Here is a 20,199-nt window from a genome sequence, read left to right as displayed (position 1 = left end):
CGCCCGAACCGAGGCTTCGGATCGAAGGGCATTGACAGGCCGCTCTTGTCTGAGCAATGTTAACGCTATCAGTTGGGATGCGGCAAGCAAAAAGCTGGAAGCCGCCGCAAAAAAGGGGAGAGGCTGTTTCGTGATCCGGGTGCGCAAGCTGTTGGGCGCGGTTTCGCTGCTGACGCTGGCGGTCGCGACGCCCGCCGCTCCCGTTCCGGCGGCGCCCGCGTCCACGGGCGCCCGTCCGCTGTACAAGGATGCGAACGCCTCCATCGAATCGCGGGTGGACGACTTGCTCTCCCGCATGACGCTGGAGGAGAAGATCGCCCAGATCACGGCGGTCTGGACCGAAAAGGTCAGGATTTTCGACGACAGCTTGCAGCTCGACCCATCGAAACTGGCGCAGCGCTTTCCCCATGGCATGGGACAGTTCACGCGTCCCTCCGATGCCAAGGGGGCATTCTCCCCCCGCGAAGTCCCCGGCCGCAATCCGCGCCAGACGGTGGCGCTGGTCAACGCGCTGCAACGCTGGGCGACGACGCAGACCCGACTGGGCATCCCGATCCTGTTCCATGAGGAAGGGCTGCACGGCTATGCGGCTGTTGGCGCTACCAGCTTCCCGCAGTCGATCGCCATGGCCTCCTCCTGGGATCCCGACCTGCTGCGCGAGGTGAATGCCGTCATCGCCCGCGAAATCCGTTCGCGCGGCGTCAGCCTGGTCCTTTCCCCGGTGGTCGACATCGCCCGCGATCCGCGCTGGGGCCGGATCGAGGAAACCTATGGCGAAGACCCCTATCTGGTGGGAGAGATGGGCGTCGCCGCTGTCGAGGGGTTGCAAGGCAAGGGTCGGTCGCGCCTGCTGCCGCCGGGCAAGGTCTTCGCGACGCTCAAGCATCTGACCGGCCACGGCCAGCCCGAAAGCGGCACCAATGTCGGTCCGGCGCCGGTTTCCGAACGCGAACTGCGCGAGAATTTCTTTCCGCCCTTCGAACAGGTGGTGAAACGCACCGGGATCGAGGCGGTGATGGCCAGCTATAACGAGATCGACGGCGTGCCCTCCCACGCCAATCGCTGGCTGCTGCGCGATGTGCTGCGCGGCGAATGGGGCTTCAGGGGCGCGGTGGTCAGCGACTATTCGGCGGTCGACCAGTTGATGAGCATCCACCATGTCGCCGCCGATCTGGAGCAGGCGGCGGGCCGCGCGCTGGATGCGGGCGTGGATGCGGACCTGCCCGACGGTCTTTCCTACGCGACGCTCGGCCGCCAGGTGCGCGAGGGCAAGATCGGCGAGGGGCTGGTCGACCGTGCCGTGCGGCATATGCTGGAATTGAAGTTCCGCGCCGGCCTGTTCGAAAATCCCTATGCCGACGCCGCCACTTCGGAGAAGATCACCAATGATGCGCGGGCGCGCGCTCTGGCGCTGAAGGCGGCGCAGCGTTCCATCATCCTGCTCAAGAATGACGGCATGCTGCCGCTGAAGCCGGAGGGCAGCATCGCCGTCATCGGTCCCAGCGCCGCCGTGGCGCGGCTGGGCGGCTATTATGGCCAGCCCCCGCATAGCGTCTCGATTCTTGAAGGCATCAGGGCGAAAGTCGGGAATCGGGCGAAGATCGTCTTCGCGCAGGGCGTCAGGATCACGGAGAATGACGATTGGTGGGCCGACAAGGTCACCCGGTCCGATCCCGCGGAAAACCGCCGCCTGATCGCCCAGGCGGTCGAGGCGGCCCGCCATGTCGACCGCATCGTCCTGACGCTGGGCGACACGGAACAATCGAGCCGGGAAGGGTGGGCCGACAATCATCTGGGCGACCGCCCCAGCCTGGACCTGGTGGGCGAGCAGCAGGAACTGTTCGACGCTCTCAAGGCGCTGGGCAAGCCGATCGCCGTGGTGCTCATCAACGGCCGTCCGGCCTCCACCGTCAAGGTTTCGGAACAGGCCGACGCCATTCTGGAAGGCTGGTATCTGGGCGAGCAGGGCGGCCATGCCGTGGCGGACGTGCTGTTCGGGGACGTCAATCCGGGCGGCAAGCTGGCGGTGACGATCCCGCGTTCGGCAGGGCAGTTGCCGATGTTCTACAATGTGAAGCCCAGCGCCCGGCGCGGCTATCTCTTCGATACGACCGATCCGCTTTACCCCTTCGGCTTCGGCCTCAGCTATACGAGCTTCGACCTGTCCGCGCCGCGCCTGTCGGCCGCGAAGATCGGCGTCGGCGGCACGACCCGCGTGTCGGTCGACGTGCGCAATAGCGGCCGGCGCGAGGGCGACGAGGTCGTCCAATTATATGTGCGGGACAAGGTCGGTTCGGTCACCCGGCCTATCAAGGAGTTGAAGGGCTTTCAGCGCGTGACGCTGAAGCCCGGCGAGGTGCGCACGGTGACCTTCACGATCGGGCCGGAAGCGCTCCAGATGTGGAACGATCATATGGACCGCGTGGTCGAGCCGGGCGATTTCGAGATCATGACCGGCAACAGTTCGGTCGCGCTCAAATCCGCTACGCTGACGGTGGCGCCATGAGCGGTTTCGCGCGCCGCCAGGCGCTGGGCCTGCTTGCCTCGACCTCGCTGCTCGCCGCTGCGCCCGCCGTTGCGAAGGGGAAGGGCGGGCCGCTCTACAAGGATGCCGCCGCCCCCATCGACCTGCGCGTCAGGGATCTGCTGGCGCGCATGACGCTGGAGGAGAAGGTCGGCCAGATCATCGCGCTCTGGGCGACCAAGGCGGACGTCATGGACGATCTGACCTTCTCTCCCGCCAAGGCGAGCAAGGCCTATCCCGACGGCTTCGGCCAGATCACCCGCCCGTCCGACCGTCGCGGCGCGCCCAACGGATCGACCCAGGCGGGCGGCGTGGGTGCGCGCTGGCGGACGCCCGCCGAGACGGTCGCCTTCATCACCGCCGTCCAGAAATGGGCGATGGAGGAGACGCGGCTCGGCATCCCCGTGCTGTTCCATGAGGAGGCGCTGCACGGGCTTATGGCGACCGAGGCGACCATGTTTCCCATGGCGATCGGGCTGGCCGGCAGTTTCGACCGCCAGTTGATGGAGGATGTCCAGTCGGTCATCGCTCGCGAGGTGCGGGCTCGCGGCGTCCATCTGGCGCTTTCGCCGGTGGTGGACATCGCCCGCGACCCGCGCTGGGGCCGGATCGAGGAGACCTTCGGCGAAGACCCCTATCTCTGCGGCGAGATGGGCGTGGCCGCCGTGCGCGGCCTTCAGGGCGGGAGCAGGCAGATCGGCCCGGACAAGGTCATGGCGACGCTCAAGCACATGACCGGCCATGGCCAACCCCAGAGCGGCGAGAATATCGCACCCGCGCCGATCTCCGAACGGGAACTGCGCGAAAATTTCTTTCCGCCCTTCCGGGAAGTGGTGAAGCGCACCGGCATCGCCGCCGTCATGCCGTCCTATAACGAGATAGACGGCGTGCCTTCGCACCAGAACCGCTGGCTGCTGAACGACATATTGCGCGGCGAATGGCATTTCGACGGCGCCGTCGTCAGCGATTATGGCGCGGTCCACGAACTGGATACGATCCACCATGTCCAGCCCGACCCGGAGGCGGCCGCGCGCGCCGCTCTGCGGGCGGGCGTGGATTGCGAGCTGCCCGATGGCCAGGCCTATCGGACGCTCGTCGAACAGGTCCGCGCGGGCAAAGTGCCGCTTGAGGCGGTCGATCTGGCCTGCACCCGGATGCTGACGCTCAAGTTCCGCGCGGGCCTGTTCGAAAATCCCTGGCCGCGCAAGGATCATGAGCGACTGGCCGGCAATGCGGAGGCGCGCGCGCTGGCGCTGAAGGCGGCGCAGCGTTCCATCGTGCTGCTCGGCAATGACGGCACGCTGCCGCTCATGCCCGGCGCGCACAAGCGGGTCGCGGTGATCGGTCCCAATGCCGCCATTGCGCGACTGGGCGGCTATAGCAGCGTTCCGCGCCAGGCCGTCTCCCTGCTGGAAGGCGTGCAGGCGAAGCTCAAGGGCAAGGCGGAGGTCGTCCACGCCCAAGGCGTCTTCATCACGCGGAGCGAGGATCGCTCGGCGGACGAGGTGCTGCTGGCCGATCCGGCGGAGAACCGCGCACTGATCGCGCAGGCGGTCGAGGTGGCGAAATCAGCGGACATCGTCCTGCTCGCCATAGGCGACACGGAACAGACCAGCCGGGAAGGCTTTGCAAAGAACCATCTGGGCGACCGCACGAGCCTGGACCTGCTGGGCGAGCAGAACGAACTGTTCGCCGCGCTGAAGGCGACCGGCAAGCCGGTGGTGGTGTGCGCGATCAATGGCCGCCCGCCCAGCTATCCCACGGTTGCGGAGGGCGCCAACGCGCTGCTGGAATGCTGGTATCCGGGGCAGGAAGGCGGCACCGCCATGGCCGACATCCTTTTCGGGGACGTCAATCCCGGCGCGAAGCTGCCCGTCACCGTGGCGCGCGATGCGGGGCAGATTCCGATCTTCTACAACCGCAAGCCGTCCGCCCGGCGCGGCTATGTGTTCGAGGATATTTCGCCGCTTTTCCCCTTCGGCTTCGGCCTCAGCTACACCCGTTTCGAGTTTGGGCCGCCCCGCCTGTCGTCGCCGCGCATCGGCACGGGCGGCGAGGTGACGGTGGAGGTCGACGTCCGCAATATGGGGCAGAGGCCCGGCGACGAGGTCGTCCAGCTTTACGTCCGCGACCGGACCGCCAGCGTCACACGGCCGATCAAGGAGCTAAAGGGCTTCGAACGCGTCACGCTGGCCCCCGGCGAGAGCCGCGCCGTGCGCATGACTCTGAAGCCCGCCGCCTTCGCGTTCTGGAATCTGGACATGGAGGAAGTGGTCGAACCCGGCCTGTTCGACATCATGACCGGGCCGGACAGCGAAAACCTCCAGAAAACCACGCTCGAAATCATCTGAACAGGACCATCCCAATGCCCAAGATCATCGATGCCAAGGTCATCGTCACCTGTCCCGGCCGCAATTTCGTCACGCTCAAGATCATCACCGATGAAGGCGTCCATGGCGTGGGCGACGCCACGCTCAACGGCCGGGAACTGGCGGTGGGGAGCTATCTGGCCGATCATGTCGTTCCCTGCCTGATCGGGCGCGACGCGCACCGGATCGAGGACATCTGGCAATATCTCTACAAGGGCGCCTATTGGCGGCGCGGTCCGGTGACGATGACCGCCATCGCGGCGGTCGACATGGCGCTGTGGGACATCAAGGGCAAGATTGCGGGCCTGCCGGTCTATCAGCTTCTGGGCGGGGCCAGCCGGGAGGGGGCGATGGTCTATGGTCACGCCAACGGCACGACCATAGAGGACACGATCAACGCCGCGCTGGAATATCAGGCGCAGGGTTACAAGGCGATCCGCCTGCAATGCGGCGTGCCGGGCATGGCGTCGACCTATGGCGTGTCGAAAGACAAATATTTCTACGAACCCGCCGACGCCGACCTGCCGACCGAAAATGTCTGGAACACGTCCAAATATCTTCGCGTCGTCCCCGAACTGTTCAAGGCCGCCCGCGAAGCGCTGGGCTGGGACGTGCACCTGCTGCACGACATCCATCACCGCCTGACCCCCATAGAGGCCGGACGTCTGGGCCGGGATCTGGAGCCATATCGCCCCTTCTGGCTGGAGGATGCGACGCCGGCGGAAAACCAGGAGGCGTTCCGGCTGATCCGCCAGCACACCACCGCGCCGCTGGCGGTGGGGGAGATCTTCAATTCGATCTGGGACGCGAAGGATCTGATCCAGAACCAGCTTATCGACTATATCCGCGCGACCGTGGTCCATGCGGGCGGGATCACCCATCTGCGCCGGATCGCCGCGCTGGCCGATCTCTATCAGGTGCGCACCGGCTGCCATGGCGCGACCGACCTGTCGCCGGTGTGCATGGCCGCAGCGCTGCATTTCGACCTCAGCGTCCCCAATTTCGGCATTCAGGAATATATGCGGCACACGCCTGAGACCGACGCGGTCTTTCCCCATGCCTACACTTTCTCCGACGGCATGATGCATCCGGGCGAGGCGCCGGGCCTGGGCGTCGACATCGACGAGAAACTGGCCGCCGGATATGAATATAAGCGCGCCTTCCTGCCGGTGAACCGGCTGGAAGACGGCACGATGTTCAGTTGGTGATCCGTGCCTGCCCCTCTTTCTCCGTCATTCCCGCGCAGGCGGGAATCCATCTCCCGGCGTTCGGCGGGACTTGGGGCGTGAAATGGATCGCCGCCTGCGCGGGGATGACGGATCATAGGGACCGACCATGACCCGATCCATCCCCAAACCCTCCGGCAAGGTCCGCTGGATCGTCTGCGCCCTGCTGTTCGCGGCGGTGGTGCTGAGCTATGTCGACCGGCTGGTCCTGCCGACGCTCAAGCCCGATCTCCAGGCCCGCTACGGCTGGAGCGAGAGCGGCTATGCCGACCTCGCCATCTGGTTCCAGGCGGGCTACGGCATCGCCTATGTCTTCTTCGGGCGGCTGATCGACCGCATCGGGGCGCGGGCGGGCTATGCGCTGGCAGTCGGGCTGTGGACCGTCGGCCACGTCATGCACATCTTCTTCACCTCTACGGCGGGGATGCTGCTTGCGCGCATTCCGCTGGCCGTCGGGGAGGCGGGAACCTTCCCCGCCGCCATCGCCGCGACCAATGAGTGGTTCCCCAAGAAGGAGCGCGCCTTCGCCATCGGCATCTTCAATGCCGGGTCCAATGTCGGCGCGATCCTGACGCCGCTGATCGTGCCCGTCATCGCCGTCACCATGGGCTGGCGCTGGGCCTTCATCCTGACCGGCCTGCTGACGGTGGCCTGGCTGGCGGCATGGCTCGGCTTCTATCGCCGCCCGCGGGAGAAGAAGGGCCTGTCGCAGGAGGAACTCGCCTGGATCGAAGCCGATCCGCAGGAGCCGCAGCGCCCGGTCAAATGGCGCACCCTGTTCCGCCACCGCCAGACCTGGGCCTATATCGCCGCCCGCTTCCTGATCGATCCGGTGTGGTGGACCTTCCTCTTCTGGCTGCCGGACTTCTTCAACAAGCAATATGGCGTCAAGATGCTGGACTTCGGCCCGCCGCTGATCGCCGTCTATCTGCTGGCGGACGTCGGGTCGGTCACGGGCGGCTGGCTGTCGTCGCGCCTGATGGGCCGGGGCATGAGCATCAACCGCGCCCGCAAGACGGCCATGTTCTGCGCTGCGCTCTGCGCCCTTCCCATCGCCTTCGCTGCGCAGGCGCCGGCCCTGTGGGTGGCGGTCGGGCTGATCGGCCTTGCCTGCGCCGGGCACCAGGGGTTTTCCGCCAATGTCTATGCGCTGCCGGGCGACCTCTTTCCCCGCTGGATGGCGGGATCGGTCATCGGCCTTGGCGGGCTGTCGGGCGCCATCGGCGGCATGCTGATGGCGAAGTTCGCCGGCATGATCCTGGAAAGCGTCGGCAGCTTCCAGCCGATCTTCATCGTCGCGGCCTGCGCCTATCTGGTCGCGCTGCTGGTCGTCCACCTCATCGTGCCGCGCTACGCGCCCGTCACCCTTTCGGAACCCCGTTCATGAAGCCGCTGAAGCTCCACCCCGACCGCCTTTTCCCCGCCGAGCCGCGCACCCGCGACATCGCCCGCGCGCTCCATGCCACGGTCAGGGATTTGCCCATCGTCAGCCCGCACGGGCATACCGATCCGCGCTGGTTCGCCTATGACGACCCCTTCCCCAATCCGTCCGAACTGCTGATCGTCCCGGATCATTATGTCTTCCGCATGCTGATGAGCCAGGGCGTGAAGCTGGAGGAGCTGGGCGTTCCGACCAGGGACGGCAGCCCCACGGAAACCGATCCCCGCGCCATCTGGCACAGGTTCGCCGCCCATTATCACCTGTTCCGGGGCACGCCGTCCCGCATGTGGCTCGACTGGGTCTTCGCCGAAACCTTCGGCATCGACGTCCGGCTAGGGGCGGACACCGCCGACCATTATTACGACATCATCGACGCTGCGCTGAAGACGCCCGCTTTCCGTCCCCGCGCCCTGTTCGAACGCCATGGCATAGAGGTCATCGCCACCACCGAAGGACCGCTGGACCCGCTGGACCATCACCGCGCGATCCGGGCGTCCGGCTGGGGCGGCAGGGTGATCACCGCCTATCGGCCCGACCCGGTGATGGATCCGGCGGTGCGCGGCTTTGCCGACAATGTCCGCGCCTTCTGCGCCATGGCGGGGGAGGATGCGGGCAGTTTCGCCGGCTATCTGCGTGCCCATGAAAGGCGTCGCGCCGATTTCCGCGCCGCCGGGGCGACCTCCACCGATCATGGCCATCCCACGGCCTTCACTGCGCATCTCGGCAAGGCGGAGATCGAGGCGCTTTATGCCAGCGTCATGTCCGGTCCCGTCAGCGACCGCGACGCCGAATTGTTCCGTGGCCATATGCTGGTGGAAATGGCGCGCATGTCGATCGAGGACGGCATGGTGATGCAGCTTCATCCAGGCGTGCATCGCAGCCATAATGCAGCCGTTCTGGCGCGTTTCGGCAGGGACAAGGGCGGCGACATTCCGGCGGCCGGAGAGTTCGTCCAGGCGCTCAAGCCCCTGCTCGACCTCTACGGCAACGATCCGCGCCTGACGCTGATCCTCTTCACCCTGGACGAGGATGTCTATTCCCGCGAACTCGCGCCGCTGGCGGGCCATTACCCCGCCCTGAGGCTGGGTCCGCCCTGGTGGTTCCATGACAGTCCGGAAGGAATGCGCCGCTTCCGCGAGCGCGCGACCGAGACGGCGGGCTTCTACAACACGGTCGGCTTCAACGACGACACCCGCGCCTTCCTGTCGATTCCGGCGCGGCACGACATGGCGCGGCGGATGGACTGCGCCTGGCTGGCGCGGCTGGTGGCCGAACACCGACTGGAAGAAGACGAGGCCTTCGAACTCGCCCGCGCCCTGTCCTACGACCTGGTGAAGCAGGCCTATAAGCTGTGAGGCGCCTATCCTCCGCGACGCTCGGCACATTGCCCGCCGATGTGATCCGGCCTGCCTATGATCGCGCTGCGGTGAGGGCTGGCGTCGTTCATCTGGGCATCGGCGCCTTCCACCGCGCCCATCAGGCGGCGGTTTTCGACGACGTGCTGAATGCCGGCGACCTGCGCTGGGGCATTATCGCCGCCTCCTTGCGCTCGCCGCAGGTGCGCGACCAGATGGTGCCGCAGGACGGCCTCTACGCCATGCTGGTGCGGGACGGCTCGTCCGAGCGGGTGCGGATCATCGGCGCGGTCCAGCGGGTCATCGTCGCGCCGGAGGAGCCGCAGGCCTTGCTGGACGCCCTGGCGTCGCCCGACACCCATGTCGTGACGCTGACCATTACCGAGAAGGGCTACAGGCTCGATCCAGCGACCGGCGCGCTGATCGAGGACGATCCGCAACTGGCGGCCGATCTCGCCTCGCTGGCCAGGCCGCAGACGGCGCCGGGCTATCTGGTGGCGGCCCTGGCGATGCGGAAGGCCCTGGGCCTGCCGCCCTTCACGGCGATTTCCTGCGACAATCTGCCGCATAACGGGCAGCGGTTGCGCAATGCCGTGCTGGCGCTGGCGCGCCGCCACGATCCCGCGCTGGCCGAATGGATCGGGGAAGAGGGGGCCTTTCCCGAAACCATGGTCGACCGCATCGTGCCCGCCACCACGTCGGACGATGTCGCCGCGCTCGCCGTGCGGCTGGAGGTGGAAGACCGGGCGATGGTCAAGACCGAACCCTTCATCCAATGGGTGATCGAGGACCGATTTTGCGGCCCGTGCCCGAAATTCGGAGCAGGGGTGCAATTGACCGCCGCCGTCGCCCCGTGGGAGGAGGCGAAGCTGCGTCTGCTGAATGGCGCGCATAGCGGCATCGCCTATCTGGGCGGCCTTGCGGGCATCGACCATGTGCATGAGGCGCTGGCGCTGCCGGCGATCCGCGCCTTTGTCGAGGCGCTGTGGGACGAGGCGCAGACGACGCTGTCGCCGCCGCCGGAACTGGACCTCGCCGCCTATCGCGACGCGTTGATGGCCCGCTTCGACAATCCGACGCTGCGCCATCGCACGCGCCAGATCGCCATGGACGGATCGCAGAAGCTGCCCCAGCGCCTGCTCGCCCCCATCGCCGCGAGGCTGGCGGCGGGGCAGGGGATAGAGGCGCTCTCGCTCGCCGTCGCGGCCTGGATGCGTTGGCAGGCGGGCCGGGACGATCTGGGCAACGCGCATGGTGTCGACGATCCCCTGGCAGGCGCGATCGCTGCCCGCCTCGCGGATGCCGATACGGCGGAGGAGCGGGTCGCCGCGATCCTGCGCCTCGACGCGGTGGTGCCGCCCGCCCTGGCCGCGAATGCGGCTTTCCGCATGGCGCTGATCCGGTGGCTCGCCATCCTCGAAACGCACGGGGCGTTGGCGGCGCTCTCCACCTTCCAGGAACGGATATGATGCAATTCGCCAGGGTCGACTTTGGCGCCCGGCATTCAGAGACTCGTTGCAACGCCTGATACCGTTAACGCAGGTGGCGTCATACAGACAGGGCCAGAGGATCGACCGATCGCCGGCCGGGCATCGCCGTCACCTTGGCGCCTGTGGAAGCTGGTCCGAGTCTCGCCGGGATCGATTGCGCCTGGGACTTCCAGATCCAGAAAGTCCGCTTGTACCGTTACCAATAAAGTCGGTTCCGGGCTTGACAAAAATAACTCAGGGTTTATCAAAGGCTGACTGATAGCGCTACCAGACAGGCTTACCGGATAGGCGGAAGCTGCGCTCAGGAGGGGATTTTTGATGGCCGATTCTCATATTCGTTCTTTCCGCATGGCGCTTTGCGCGGCCTCGGCCTTCGGCGCGCTGACGCTGGCCCAGGCGGCGATCGCCCAGGACAGCGCGGCCCAGCCCGCCGCTCAACCCGTCGCCCAGCAGGATGAAGCCGCCGACATCGTCGTGACCGGCATTCGCGGCAGCTTGCAGAGCGCGACCAACGCCAAGAAGAACGCCGTAGCCTTCGGCGATTCCATCTTTGCCGAAGACATCGGCAAGCTGCCCGCCACCAACCTGGCTGAAACGCTGAACCGCATGCCGGGCGTGCGCCTGAACCGCGACATCAGCGGCGAAGGCACGCAGGTCGCGATTCGCGGCCTTGGCCCCAGCTTCACCCGCGTGCTGCTGAACGGATCGCAGCTTCAGGTCGCGTCGGACGGCGGCACGAACGGCGGCAGCGCCAATCGCGAAGTCGACCTCGACTTCTTCCCGTCCGAACTCTTCACCCGCCTCGACCTTGCCAAGACGCCATCGCCCTCTACGCTGGAAGGCGGCATTGCGGGCACCGTCAACCTGCGCAACGCCCGCCCCTTCGACAAGCCGGGCACCCATGTCACCGTGGTCGCGCAGGGCCAATATACCGACAGCAATGAAAAGCTGAGCCCGCGCGGCGCGATCGTCGCCAGCCATACGACCGACACGTTCGGCATCCTGGTGGGCGTCGCTGGCGTCAAGACGAAGACGCGCATCGACGGCTTCGACACGGTCGGCTGGACCGACGGCAATCTGGGTCCGGTCAATGGCGTGCCCGATGCTGGCGGCAACAACTTCTTTTGGGCATCGACCGTGCCCGCCAATGCCGGGCATGGCCTCATCCCCGGTCAGCCGGTCGATGTCGTCGCGACATCCGGCCTGACCCGCAACCAGCTGAGCACCGCGCTGCTGCCGCGCCTGGGCCGCAATACGCTGACCGATGGCGACCGTTCGCGCATCTCCGCCCTGGCCTCGCTCGAATGGCGGCCCAGCGATACGCTGCATTTTGCCCTGGACGGCATCTGGGCCAGGTCGAAGCGCGACTATTCACGCATCAACATGAACTGGCAGGTCCGCAATTCCGGCCCGGGCACAGGCGCGCAGGCGACCGGCGGCATGATTCCGATCGACCTCACCGTCGACGACAACGGCGTCGTGACGTCGGGCACCTTCGCCAACTCCTCCTTCTTCCTGGAGGCGAGCCAATTCAAGCAGACCACCAAATTCTGGAACATCAATCCCAGCCTGAGCTGGCAGCCGACCGACACGTTGAAGGTCGATCTCAGCGCCAATTATTCCAAGAGCCGCTTCTTCCGCGAGCAGCCGACCTTCGCGTTCCAGACGCCGCCCAATTCCGGCGTCGACGTCTATTATGACAACATGCAGGGCTACTATCCGTCGATCACCACCAATGTCGACCTGAACGATCCCAATCTGGGCTGGCAATGGTATCGCCAGAACATCGCATTGGTCCGTCGCAAGACGGAAACCAAGGGCGCGCATCTGGACGTCATGCTGGGCGATGCCGCGTTCAACGTGAAGGTCGGGGCCGCTTATGACCGGGCGACCCGTTCGATCCGCGCCTATGATAACAGCCAGGCCTATCAGCTTTCGGTCTGCGGCACGGGTTGCACCGGCGCCACCGGATCGATTCCGACCAGCGCCATTCCGCAATATCTGATGCCGATGACGGTGGGCAATTTCGGCCATCTGGCGAACCGCAATATCGGCTATAACGCCTTCATCATGCCTGATTTCGGCGCGATCAAGGATGCGACCGACTATTACAGCTATCGCGACAGCGCGCCGGAAACGCGCGGCGCGGTGACCGGCGGCGCAACCGGCGACATGGACGAAAAGGTGTGGGGCGCCTATTTTGAACTGAACGGCGTCACCACCATCGCGGATCGCGACCTGCACATCAATGCCGGCATGCGCTACGCCGCCACGGACCAGTTGGTGGTCGGTCCCAGCCAGGTGGGCACGGCGATCGTCGACATCACTTCGCGGTCGAAATATGACAATTTCCTGCCGTCCATCAACCTGACCTACGACATCGCCGACAATGTGAAGCTGCGCGCCTCCGCCTCGCGGACCATGACGCGGCCGGACGCCAGCCAGATCCTGCCGGGCGTGACCTTCACCGATCCATCGGCGCTGGTGGCGACCGCTGGCAATCCGACGCTGAAGCCCTATACTTCCGACAATTACGATCTGGGCGGCGAAATCTACACCGGCGGCATCGGCTATGTCGGGCTGTCGCTGTTCCAGAAGAATGTCCAGGGCTTCACCGTCACCCAGTCCCAGGACGTCACCTTCGGGTCGCTCAACATCCCCTATGACAGCCTGATCGCAACCCAGCAGCAGGCGCTGACCAACCGCGCGGCATCGACCGGCGTTGCGATCAACGACCTGATCGTTTCGGTGAACCGGCCGATCAACCTCAGCGACCTCAAGATCAAGGGCGTCGAGGCGACCTGGGTGCAGCCGCTCGACTTCCTGGTGAAGGGCCTGGGCTTCTCCGCCAACGGCACTTACCTCAAGCAATCGTCGAAGCTGATGCCGGGTCAGGCGACCAGGCTGGTGGCGACCGGCGTTTCCAAATGGTCGTACAATCTCCAGGGCTTCTATGAAAATAACGGCCTGTCCGTCAGTCTGAACTATGTCTGGAACGACAAGTCGATCGCGGTCAACGCGCCGCAGAACGGCATTACCGGCGCCGCCCTGCGCAATGATGCCCGTGGTCAGCTCGACCTGTCGGCGGGGTATCAACTGCCCTTCCTCAACAAGGCGATGCGCCTGACGCTGGATGTGCTGAACATCGCCAACGAGCCGATCCGCACCACCTTCGAATATGATAATGCGCCCTATTCGATCTACTATCCGGGGCGGACCATATTGGCGGGCATTCGCGCGAATTTCTGATCCTCCCCCAAGGAGCCTGGGGCCGGTCGCAAGACCGGCCCCCTTTCTTCATTCGATGAGGACAAGCCCATGCGGTTGACCCTTGCCGCCTTTCTCCTCCCGCTGGCGGCCTGCGTCGCGACCCCGGCCTGGGCGGCGTCATGCCCGGGACATTGGACGGCGGCCTGGGCCTCCGCCCAGATGGCGCCGACCGGGGACAATGCGCTGGCGCCGGGCATGCTGGCGGACAGCAGCCTGCGGCAGATCGTCCGGCCCTCCATCGCGGGCGACCGGCTGCGCGTGCGCCTGTCCAACCTCGCCGGCACCGCCCCCCTGCACATAAGGGGCGCCAGCATTGCGCGGGCGCTGCGTGCCGGATCGCCGGCCATCGATGCGAAGACCCTCATTCCGCTACGCTTCGACGGGCGCGGCGATGTGACGATCCCGGCCGGCGCCGAATATCTGTCCGATCCGGTGGCGCTGCCGGTCCGCGCCTTTGACGATCTGGCGATCAGCATCGCCTTTGATGAGGAGCCTTCGGGCCAGACCTCTCACCCCGGATCGCGGGCGACCTCCTGGCTGCTCAAGGGCGATCATCTGACCGACCCCGCCATGGCGGGCGCGCAGACGGTGGAGCATTGGTTCTCGCTCGCCGGGCTGGAGGTGGAGCGCTGCGCGGCGGCGCAACTGATCGTCGCGCTGGGCGATTCCATTACCGATGGACGAGGGTCGACCACGAACGGCAACGACCGCTGGACCGACAATCTCGCCCGGCGGCTCCAGGCCGATCCGGCGACGCGGCATCTGGCCATCGTCAACCAGGGCATAGGCGGCAACCGCCTGCTGAACGACGGCCTTGGCCCCAATGCGCTGGCCCGGCTCGACCGCGACGTCCTGGCGCAGCCGGGCGCGCGCTTTCTGATCCTGCTGGAGGGCATCAACGACATCGGCACGCTGACGCGTGAAACGCAGGTGAGCGATGCGGAACATGCGCGGCTGGTATCGCGCATCATCGGCGCCTATCGCCAGATCGTCATGCGGGCGCGCGCCAGGGGCATCAAGGTGATCGGCGGAACCATATTGCCCTTCGTGGGCAACGACTATTATCATCCCGACGCCCGCAACGAAGCCGACCGGCAGGCCGTCAACCGCTGGATTCGCGAGCCGGGGAATTTCGACGGGGTGATCGATTTCGACCGGGCGATGCGCGATCCCGCCCGTCCCGACCGCCTGCTTCCGCGCTATGATGTCGGGGATGCGCTGCATCCTTCGCCCGAAGGCTATCGCGCCATGGCCGAGGCGATCCCGCTCGACCTGTTCAAATAGCAGGGGCCGGGCGGCCTGACCGATCTCCGCCCATTTGCCTGTCATCCTTTAGGGCAGGGCGGATTGCCAATGGCGATCCCGCCGCATTATGAATCGACAAGGACGATATTGTCGGACTTAATAACGCAAGCCTGCCAAGGAAGAACCGGCCCATGGACGACATGACCAGCGATCCCTTTGCGGCGCTCAGCCAGCGGGACCATCCGCTGCGGGCTTCCCTGTCGCGGGAAATGCATATTCGCGGCCTGCCCCGGTTCGATGCGCCTGCCCTTGCCCTGCAATTCGTGCTGCTGGTCGACGAGCAGCAGGCCGAGAAGGGCATCGCCCTCCTGTCCGACCGTTTTCCCGCTCTCAAGCCCGGCGACCGCTTCCTCGCGGCGCGGATCGGCGACCTCCATTTCTCCTGGGAGCGTCATACCGAATTCATGACCTACAGCTTCCTGGCGGCGGTCGAGGGCGCGACGCTGTTCGACCTCTCGCCATTTGGCGATGTGCCCGCATGGATGGCGGACATGCCGGGCAGGGTGATCCGTTCCACCCAGATCGCGATGGTCATGAACGAGCTGCCGCCCGCTGCGATCGCGGCGCATTTCGCCACCGACGACCTCATCATTTCCGACGTGGCGGACGGCCAAGCCCGCATCTGGAGCGACTTTCGCCTGCACGCCGACGGCTTCGGCCGGCTGCTCATCCATGACAAGGGATTGCAGGGCGGCGAAAGTTCGCAACTGGTCCAGCGGCTTCAGGAACTGGGCAATTATCGCAAGATCGCTTTGCTGGGCCTGCCCGAAGCGCAACAGGCGACGCCCTTGCTCACCGCGCTGGAACAGCGGCTGACGGCGATCACGAGCCGCGTCGCGCAGAAGGATGCGGATGCCGATCAGGTGTTGGAGCAACTTTCCGCATTGAGCGCGGAGCTGGCCGGGATCGTGGCGCGCACCCGCTACCGCATGAGCGCGACGCAGGCCTATGCGGAAATCTGCCGCGACCGCATTCGCCGCCTCGCCGTCGCGCCGGTGCGGGGCTACCGCTCGCTCGACGACTTCACCGAGCGGCGACTGCTGCCGGCCATGCGCACCTGCGATGCCTTCACCCGCCGGCTGGAGGATCTGGCGCAGCGGACCGCCTGGACCAGCGCCTTGCTGCGCACGCGGGTCGACACCGCCCTTGCCCGCCGGAACCGCGACCTGCTGGCTTCCATGGACCGCCGGACCGCGCTGCAATTGCGGCTGCAACATACGGTGGAGGGGCTGTCGGTGGTGGCCATCAGCTATTATGCCCTTGGCCTTTGGCACCATCTGAAGGAAGCGCTGGAGCTTCAGGGATGGCACCTGCCCGCCTGGATCGATGTCGCGCTGTTCCCGGTGACGATCGTCACGGTCTTCCTGGGAATCGGCCAGATCAGGAAGGTCAAGCGGCCATACGGCAGCGGGCATTAGGCCGCGTGCAGAACCTTCCCTCGCGACAAGTTGCGCTACGCCAAATTCATGACTTGATGGACATGGATCAAGGACAGGCGCCTGCCGGATCGCGCCGGCCCCGGATGTCGCTTACAGGATTTCGAGGGCGACGGCGGTCGCTTCGCCGCCGCCGATGCAGAGCGCCGCGACGCCTTTCTTGAGGCCCCGCGCCTTCAACGCCGCCACCAGCGTTGCGATGATGCGCGCGCCGCTTGCGCCGATGGGGTGGCCCAGCGCCGTGGCGCCGCCATTGACGTTGATCCTGTCGCGCGGAATATCGAGGTCGCGCATCGCGATCATGGCGACGGCGGCGAACGCCTCGTTCACTTCGTAGAGGTCGACATCGCCGGAGGACCAGCCCGCCTTCTCCAGCACCTTGCGGATCGCGAAGACCGGGGCCGTGGTGAACAGCGCGGGAGCATGGGCATGAGCTGCGGCGGCGACGATGCGCGCTTCCCTCGCCAGGCCCAGCTTCTCCGCCACGTCGGCGCGGGTCAGCACCAGCGCGGCCGCACCGTCGGAGATGGAGGCGGAGGATGCCGCGGTGATCGCGCCGTCGCTGGCGAAGGCGGGCTTGAGCGACGGAATCTTCTCCGGCCTTGCATTGCCGGGCTGTTCGTCCTTGTCGACCTGGACCTCGCCGCCGCGCGTCCTGACGATGACCGGCACCACCTCTCCAGCGAAGGCGCCGCTGTCGATCGCCGCATTGGCGCGGGCGAGGCTTTCGATCGCATAGGCGTCCATTTCCGCGCGGGTGAACTGATAGTCGCGGGCCGTGTCCTCGGCAAAGGCGCCCATGGGCTTGCCGCGGTCATAGGCGTCCTCCAGCCCATCCATCATCATCGTGTCGATGATCCGATCATGGCCGATGCGCGCGCCGGAGCGATGCTTGGGCAGCGCATAGGGCGCGTTGGTCATGCTCTCCATGCCGCCGGCGACGACGATGTCCACCGTCCCGGCGCTCAGCGCTTCGGCCGCCATGATCGCGGCCTGCATGCCCGAACCGCACATCTTGTTGACCGTGGTCGCTTCGACGGATTGAGGCAGGCCCGCGCCCAGCGCCGCCTGCCGCGCTGGCGCCTGGCCAAGCGCGGCGGGCAGGACGCAGCCCATATAGATGCGGTCTATGGCTTCCGGCGCGGCGCCGGAGCGTTCGACCGCCGCCTTGACCGCCACGGCGCCCAGTTCCGGGGCGGAGACGCTGGCCAGTGCGCCCTGAAAACCGCCCATGGGCGTCCGGGCATAGCCCGCGATGATGATGTCCTTGTTCATTTTTCTTTCCTCAGGCGCCTGGGCAGATTCCGGACGGGGCGAAGCGCGGCGTCGCAGGCGAATCGCAACCCTGATTTTCCATTCGCATCGGTTCGCTCTTTTCCTATACCGCCGGGCGCGCAGCCGGGGAAGGCGGCGCGGATTTGCCGTTCAACCCTCGCGATCCGGGACCACGGAACCGCGCCGGTTGGGCATGGCGTCGCCCTCCAGCCTGTCCGCCTTGCGGCTTCGCCGGGCGATGCGCTTTTCGACCAGGAGGAGCAAGGAAAGCAGCATCAGCGCGATCAGCGATCCGACGAGCACGAGCACATATTGGCCCGCCCCGGCCGTGATGCCGACGGCCGCAGCCATCCACAGGCTGGCGGCCGTGGTCATGTTGCGCACATCCCCGCCGCGCACGAAGATAAGGCCGCCCGCAATGAAGCCGATCGCCTGCGCAAGTCCCTGAACCACGCGGATCGGATCCCCGTCCGGGTGCACTTCCACCAATTCGAGCGCCGACAGCGTCAGCATGGCCGAACTCAGCGACACCAGGCCATGGGTGCGCAGGCCCGCATCATGGCCGTTGCGTTCCCGCTCGAAGCCCAGGGCAAGGCCGAGCAGCGTCGCAAGGACAAGGCGGACGAGCGTGGTGCCGAAATCGTTGGCCAACATGGCCATGAAACCCGCGAAGGGCGGCTGCCGTTCCCTCCAGGACGGACGGCAGCGGAAGCCGAGGCCCGACCGCGTCGCCACCCTCCCATTTCCGGCCTTGCGATTGATCGAAGCCGGCTTTATCAGCACTGGCGCGACAGGTTCCCTGCAAGGGGATGAAAAGGGAAGTCGGGTGAAATGCCCGCGCTGCCCCTGCAACTGTAAGCGGCGAGCCTTCCGGCCATCGCGCCATTGAACCGACAGGGTTTCGAGAAGGCGGCCGGACAGCATCGACCCGCGAGCCAGGAGACCTGCCTGACGCCGTCGTTCTTCGACCGGACAGGGTGTGCCGGGCGAACGGGGGTCTCCTCGCCGAGCGACAGCCATCGCCTTGCCGGTGCGACCGCGCGGGGGGGAGTCCTGTCGCCTGCCCTGGTGCCGGCCTGTCCTCCCTTGCCCGGTTCCCGATGGGGCGCATGCCGCCGGGCTGGAGGATGTGGAATGACTGATTTGCGGGGCCATTGCTGATGCTGCGGGCTGTCGGGCCTGGGGCGTCGGTGGTCGTCTGTTCGACCTGCCGTCTTTCGGCGGAGCAGCGGGCGGATGCGGCAGGGCGGCGAGGCGGCGCCCTGCTGGTCGAGGCGCTTCACAGGGTTCGCGACGGCGATCCCGCCTATGCGGCTGTCGCGGTGCAGGACATGCCCTGCCTCTTCGCCTGCGATCGCCATTGCGCGGTGCATGTGCGCGGGACCGGAAAGGTCGGCTATGTGCTGGGCGACTTCACCCCCGATGAGGAAGCCGCGCGGGCGATACTGGACTATGCGGCGCGCCACGCCGAAAGCGAGGAGGGCGTGGTGCGCTATGCCGACTGGCCGCAGGGGGTGAAGGGGCATTTCATCGTCCGCACGCCGCCCGACGGCTTCGTCTGTTCATGATCCGCTTCGTCGACCGGGCCGCCTTTGCCGCCGCTCTGGCGGAGCTTCCCGCCCTGGACGCAGGCGCTGCCGCAGCGGCGGCGGAGCGGCAGCGGGTGCTGACGAAGCCCGCCGGTTCGCTGGGGCGGCTGGAGGAGATCGCCCTGTTCATGGCGGGCTGGCAGCGGCGGGAACGGCCCCGGGCGGAGCGCATCCGCGCCGCTATCTTCGCGGGGAATCATGGCGTCGCGGCGCGGGGCGTCAGCGCCTTCCCGGCAGAGGTCACGGCGCAGATGGTGGCCAATTTCCGTCATGGCGGCGCGGCGATCAACGCGCTGGCCCAGGCCTGCGGCGCGGAACTGGCCGTCGTCGCGCTCGATCTGGAACGGCCGACCGGCGACATCTGCGCGGAGGCGGCCATGAGCGAGGCGGATTGCCTGAGCGCGATCAATGCCGGAGCGGCGGCGGCGGAAGAGGGCCTCGACCTGCTGTTGCCGGGCGAGATGGGCATTGCCAACAGCACGCCGGCGGCGGCGCTCTGCGCGCAGGCCTTTGGGGGTGCGGCGGCCCATTGGGTGGGGCGCGGGACAGGCGTGGATGGCGAAGGGCTGGCGCGCAAGGCCGATGCGGTATCGCTGGCGCTCGCCCTGCACGGGGCGCATTGCGCCGACGCCTTCGAAACCTTGCGGAGGCTGGGCGGGCGCGAGATCGCGGCGCTGGCCGGCGCAGTGCTGGCGGCGCGGATGCTGCGCGTGCCGGTCATGCTGGACGGGTTCATAGGCTGCGCGGCGGTCGCGCCGCTGGCGAAGGATAATCCGGCGATCGTCGACCATTGCATGGCCGCCCATATGTCGGCGGAAGCGGGGCATGAACGCCTGCTGGCCGCTCTGGCGCTGGAGCCGCTGCTGCGGCTCGACATGCGGCTGGGCGAGGGGAGCGGCGCCGCGGTCGCCGCGCAGAT

At 66.7% G+C, this 20,199-nt stretch carries 13 protein-coding genes and 1 riboswitch; of the genes, 11 read left to right on the top strand and 2 right to left on the bottom strand.

What is annotated here, in order from left to right; genetic code table 11:
* The first annotated feature begins 130 nt into the window (after positions 1 to 130).
* The 9 genes from L286_RS37520 to L286_RS37480 all read left to right on the top strand — a co-directional run bounded on the left by L286_RS37520 (position 131) and on the right by L286_RS37480 (position 16,398).
* The gene (locus L286_RS37520; protein ID WP_020819592.1) at positions 131 to 2,506 is read left to right on the top strand and encodes a glycoside hydrolase family 3 N-terminal domain-containing protein; all 2,376 of its coding nucleotides are present in this window, start codon (positions 131 to 133) and stop codon (positions 2,504 to 2,506) included.
* Complete coding sequence (locus L286_RS37515; RefSeq protein WP_020819593.1) at positions 2,503 to 4,875, top strand: glycoside hydrolase family 3 N-terminal domain-containing protein; 2,373 nt, start codon at positions 2,503 to 2,505, stop codon at positions 4,873 to 4,875. Before L286_RS37520 ends, L286_RS37515 begins: the two co-directional genes overlap by 4 nt.
* Before the next feature lie 14 nt (positions 4,876 to 4,889).
* Positions 4,890 to 6,101: a D-mannonate dehydratase ManD gene (gene manD, locus L286_RS37510; protein ID WP_013053919.1), complete on the top strand. Its 1,212-nt coding sequence runs from the start codon at positions 4,890 to 4,892 to the stop codon at positions 6,099 to 6,101.
* Positions 6,102 to 6,228: 127 nt separating this feature from the next.
* Positions 6,229 to 7,506, top strand: coding sequence for an MFS transporter (locus L286_RS37505; protein WP_020819514.1), 1,278 nt, complete (start codon positions 6,229 to 6,231; stop codon positions 7,504 to 7,506).
* Positions 7,503 to 8,915, top strand: a complete 1,413-nt coding sequence (gene uxaC, locus L286_RS37500; protein WP_020819515.1) for a glucuronate isomerase — start codon at positions 7,503 to 7,505, stop codon at positions 8,913 to 8,915. The genes L286_RS37505 and uxaC overlap by 4 nt, the downstream gene beginning before the upstream one ends.
* Positions 8,912 to 10,384: a mannitol dehydrogenase family protein gene (locus tag L286_RS37495; protein ID WP_020819516.1), complete on the top strand. Its 1,473-nt coding sequence runs from the start codon at positions 8,912 to 8,914 to the stop codon at positions 10,382 to 10,384. The genes uxaC and L286_RS37495 overlap by 4 nt, the downstream gene beginning before the upstream one ends.
* Before the next feature lie 339 nt (positions 10,385 to 10,723).
* Positions 10,724 to 13,654 carry a TonB-dependent receptor gene (locus L286_RS37490; RefSeq protein ID WP_020819517.1) on the top strand — a complete coding sequence of 977 codons (2,931 nt, stop codon included), beginning with the start codon at positions 10,724 to 10,726 and terminating at the stop codon, positions 13,652 to 13,654.
* Positions 13,655 to 13,723: 69 nt separating this feature from the next.
* Positions 13,724 to 14,959 (top strand): SGNH/GDSL hydrolase family protein, encoded by a 1,236-nt coding sequence (locus L286_RS37485; protein ID WP_020819518.1) that lies wholly within the window; start codon positions 13,724 to 13,726, stop codon positions 14,957 to 14,959.
* Positions 14,960 to 15,111: 152 nt separating this feature from the next.
* Positions 15,112 to 16,398, top strand: coding sequence for a DUF3422 domain-containing protein (locus L286_RS37480; protein WP_020819519.1), 1,287 nt, complete (start codon positions 15,112 to 15,114; stop codon positions 16,396 to 16,398).
* Positions 16,399 to 16,509: 111 nt separating this feature from the next.
* Here L286_RS37480 and L286_RS37475 read toward each other — a convergent pair whose 3' ends face one another.
* Entirely contained in the window at positions 16,510 to 17,691 is a 1,182-nt protein-coding gene (locus L286_RS37475; RefSeq protein ID WP_007686088.1) for an acetyl-CoA C-acyltransferase, read from the bottom strand.
* 150 nt (positions 17,692 to 17,841) lie between these two features.
* Positions 17,842 to 18,474 carry an MgtC/SapB family protein gene (locus L286_RS37470; RefSeq protein ID WP_020819520.1) on the bottom strand — a complete coding sequence of 211 codons (633 nt, stop codon included), beginning with the start codon at positions 18,472 to 18,474 and terminating at the stop codon, positions 17,842 to 17,844.
* Positions 18,467 to 18,657: riboswitch (cobalamin riboswitch) on the top strand. It overlaps the preceding gene by 8 nt.
* Before the next feature lie 194 nt (positions 18,658 to 18,851).
* On the opposite strand from L286_RS37470, the gene L286_RS37465 reads away from it, so the two are divergent.
* Positions 18,852 to 19,259: a DUF1636 domain-containing protein gene (locus L286_RS37465; RefSeq protein WP_021223584.1), complete on the top strand. Its 408-nt coding sequence runs from the start codon at positions 18,852 to 18,854 to the stop codon at positions 19,257 to 19,259.
* The coding region (gene cobT / locus L286_RS37460; protein ID WP_021223583.1) for a nicotinate-nucleotide--dimethylbenzimidazole phosphoribosyltransferase at positions 19,256 to 20,199 on the top strand (944 nt) is incomplete at its 3' end. The genes L286_RS37465 and cobT, both read left to right, overlap by 4 nt.

This window comes from Sphingobium sp. HDIP04, from assembly GCF_000445085.1.
In the GTDB taxonomy this organism is placed as follows: domain Bacteria; phylum Pseudomonadota; class Alphaproteobacteria; order Sphingomonadales; family Sphingomonadaceae; genus Sphingobium; species Sphingobium indicum.
This window is presented reverse-complemented; position numbering and strand designations above follow the sequence as displayed.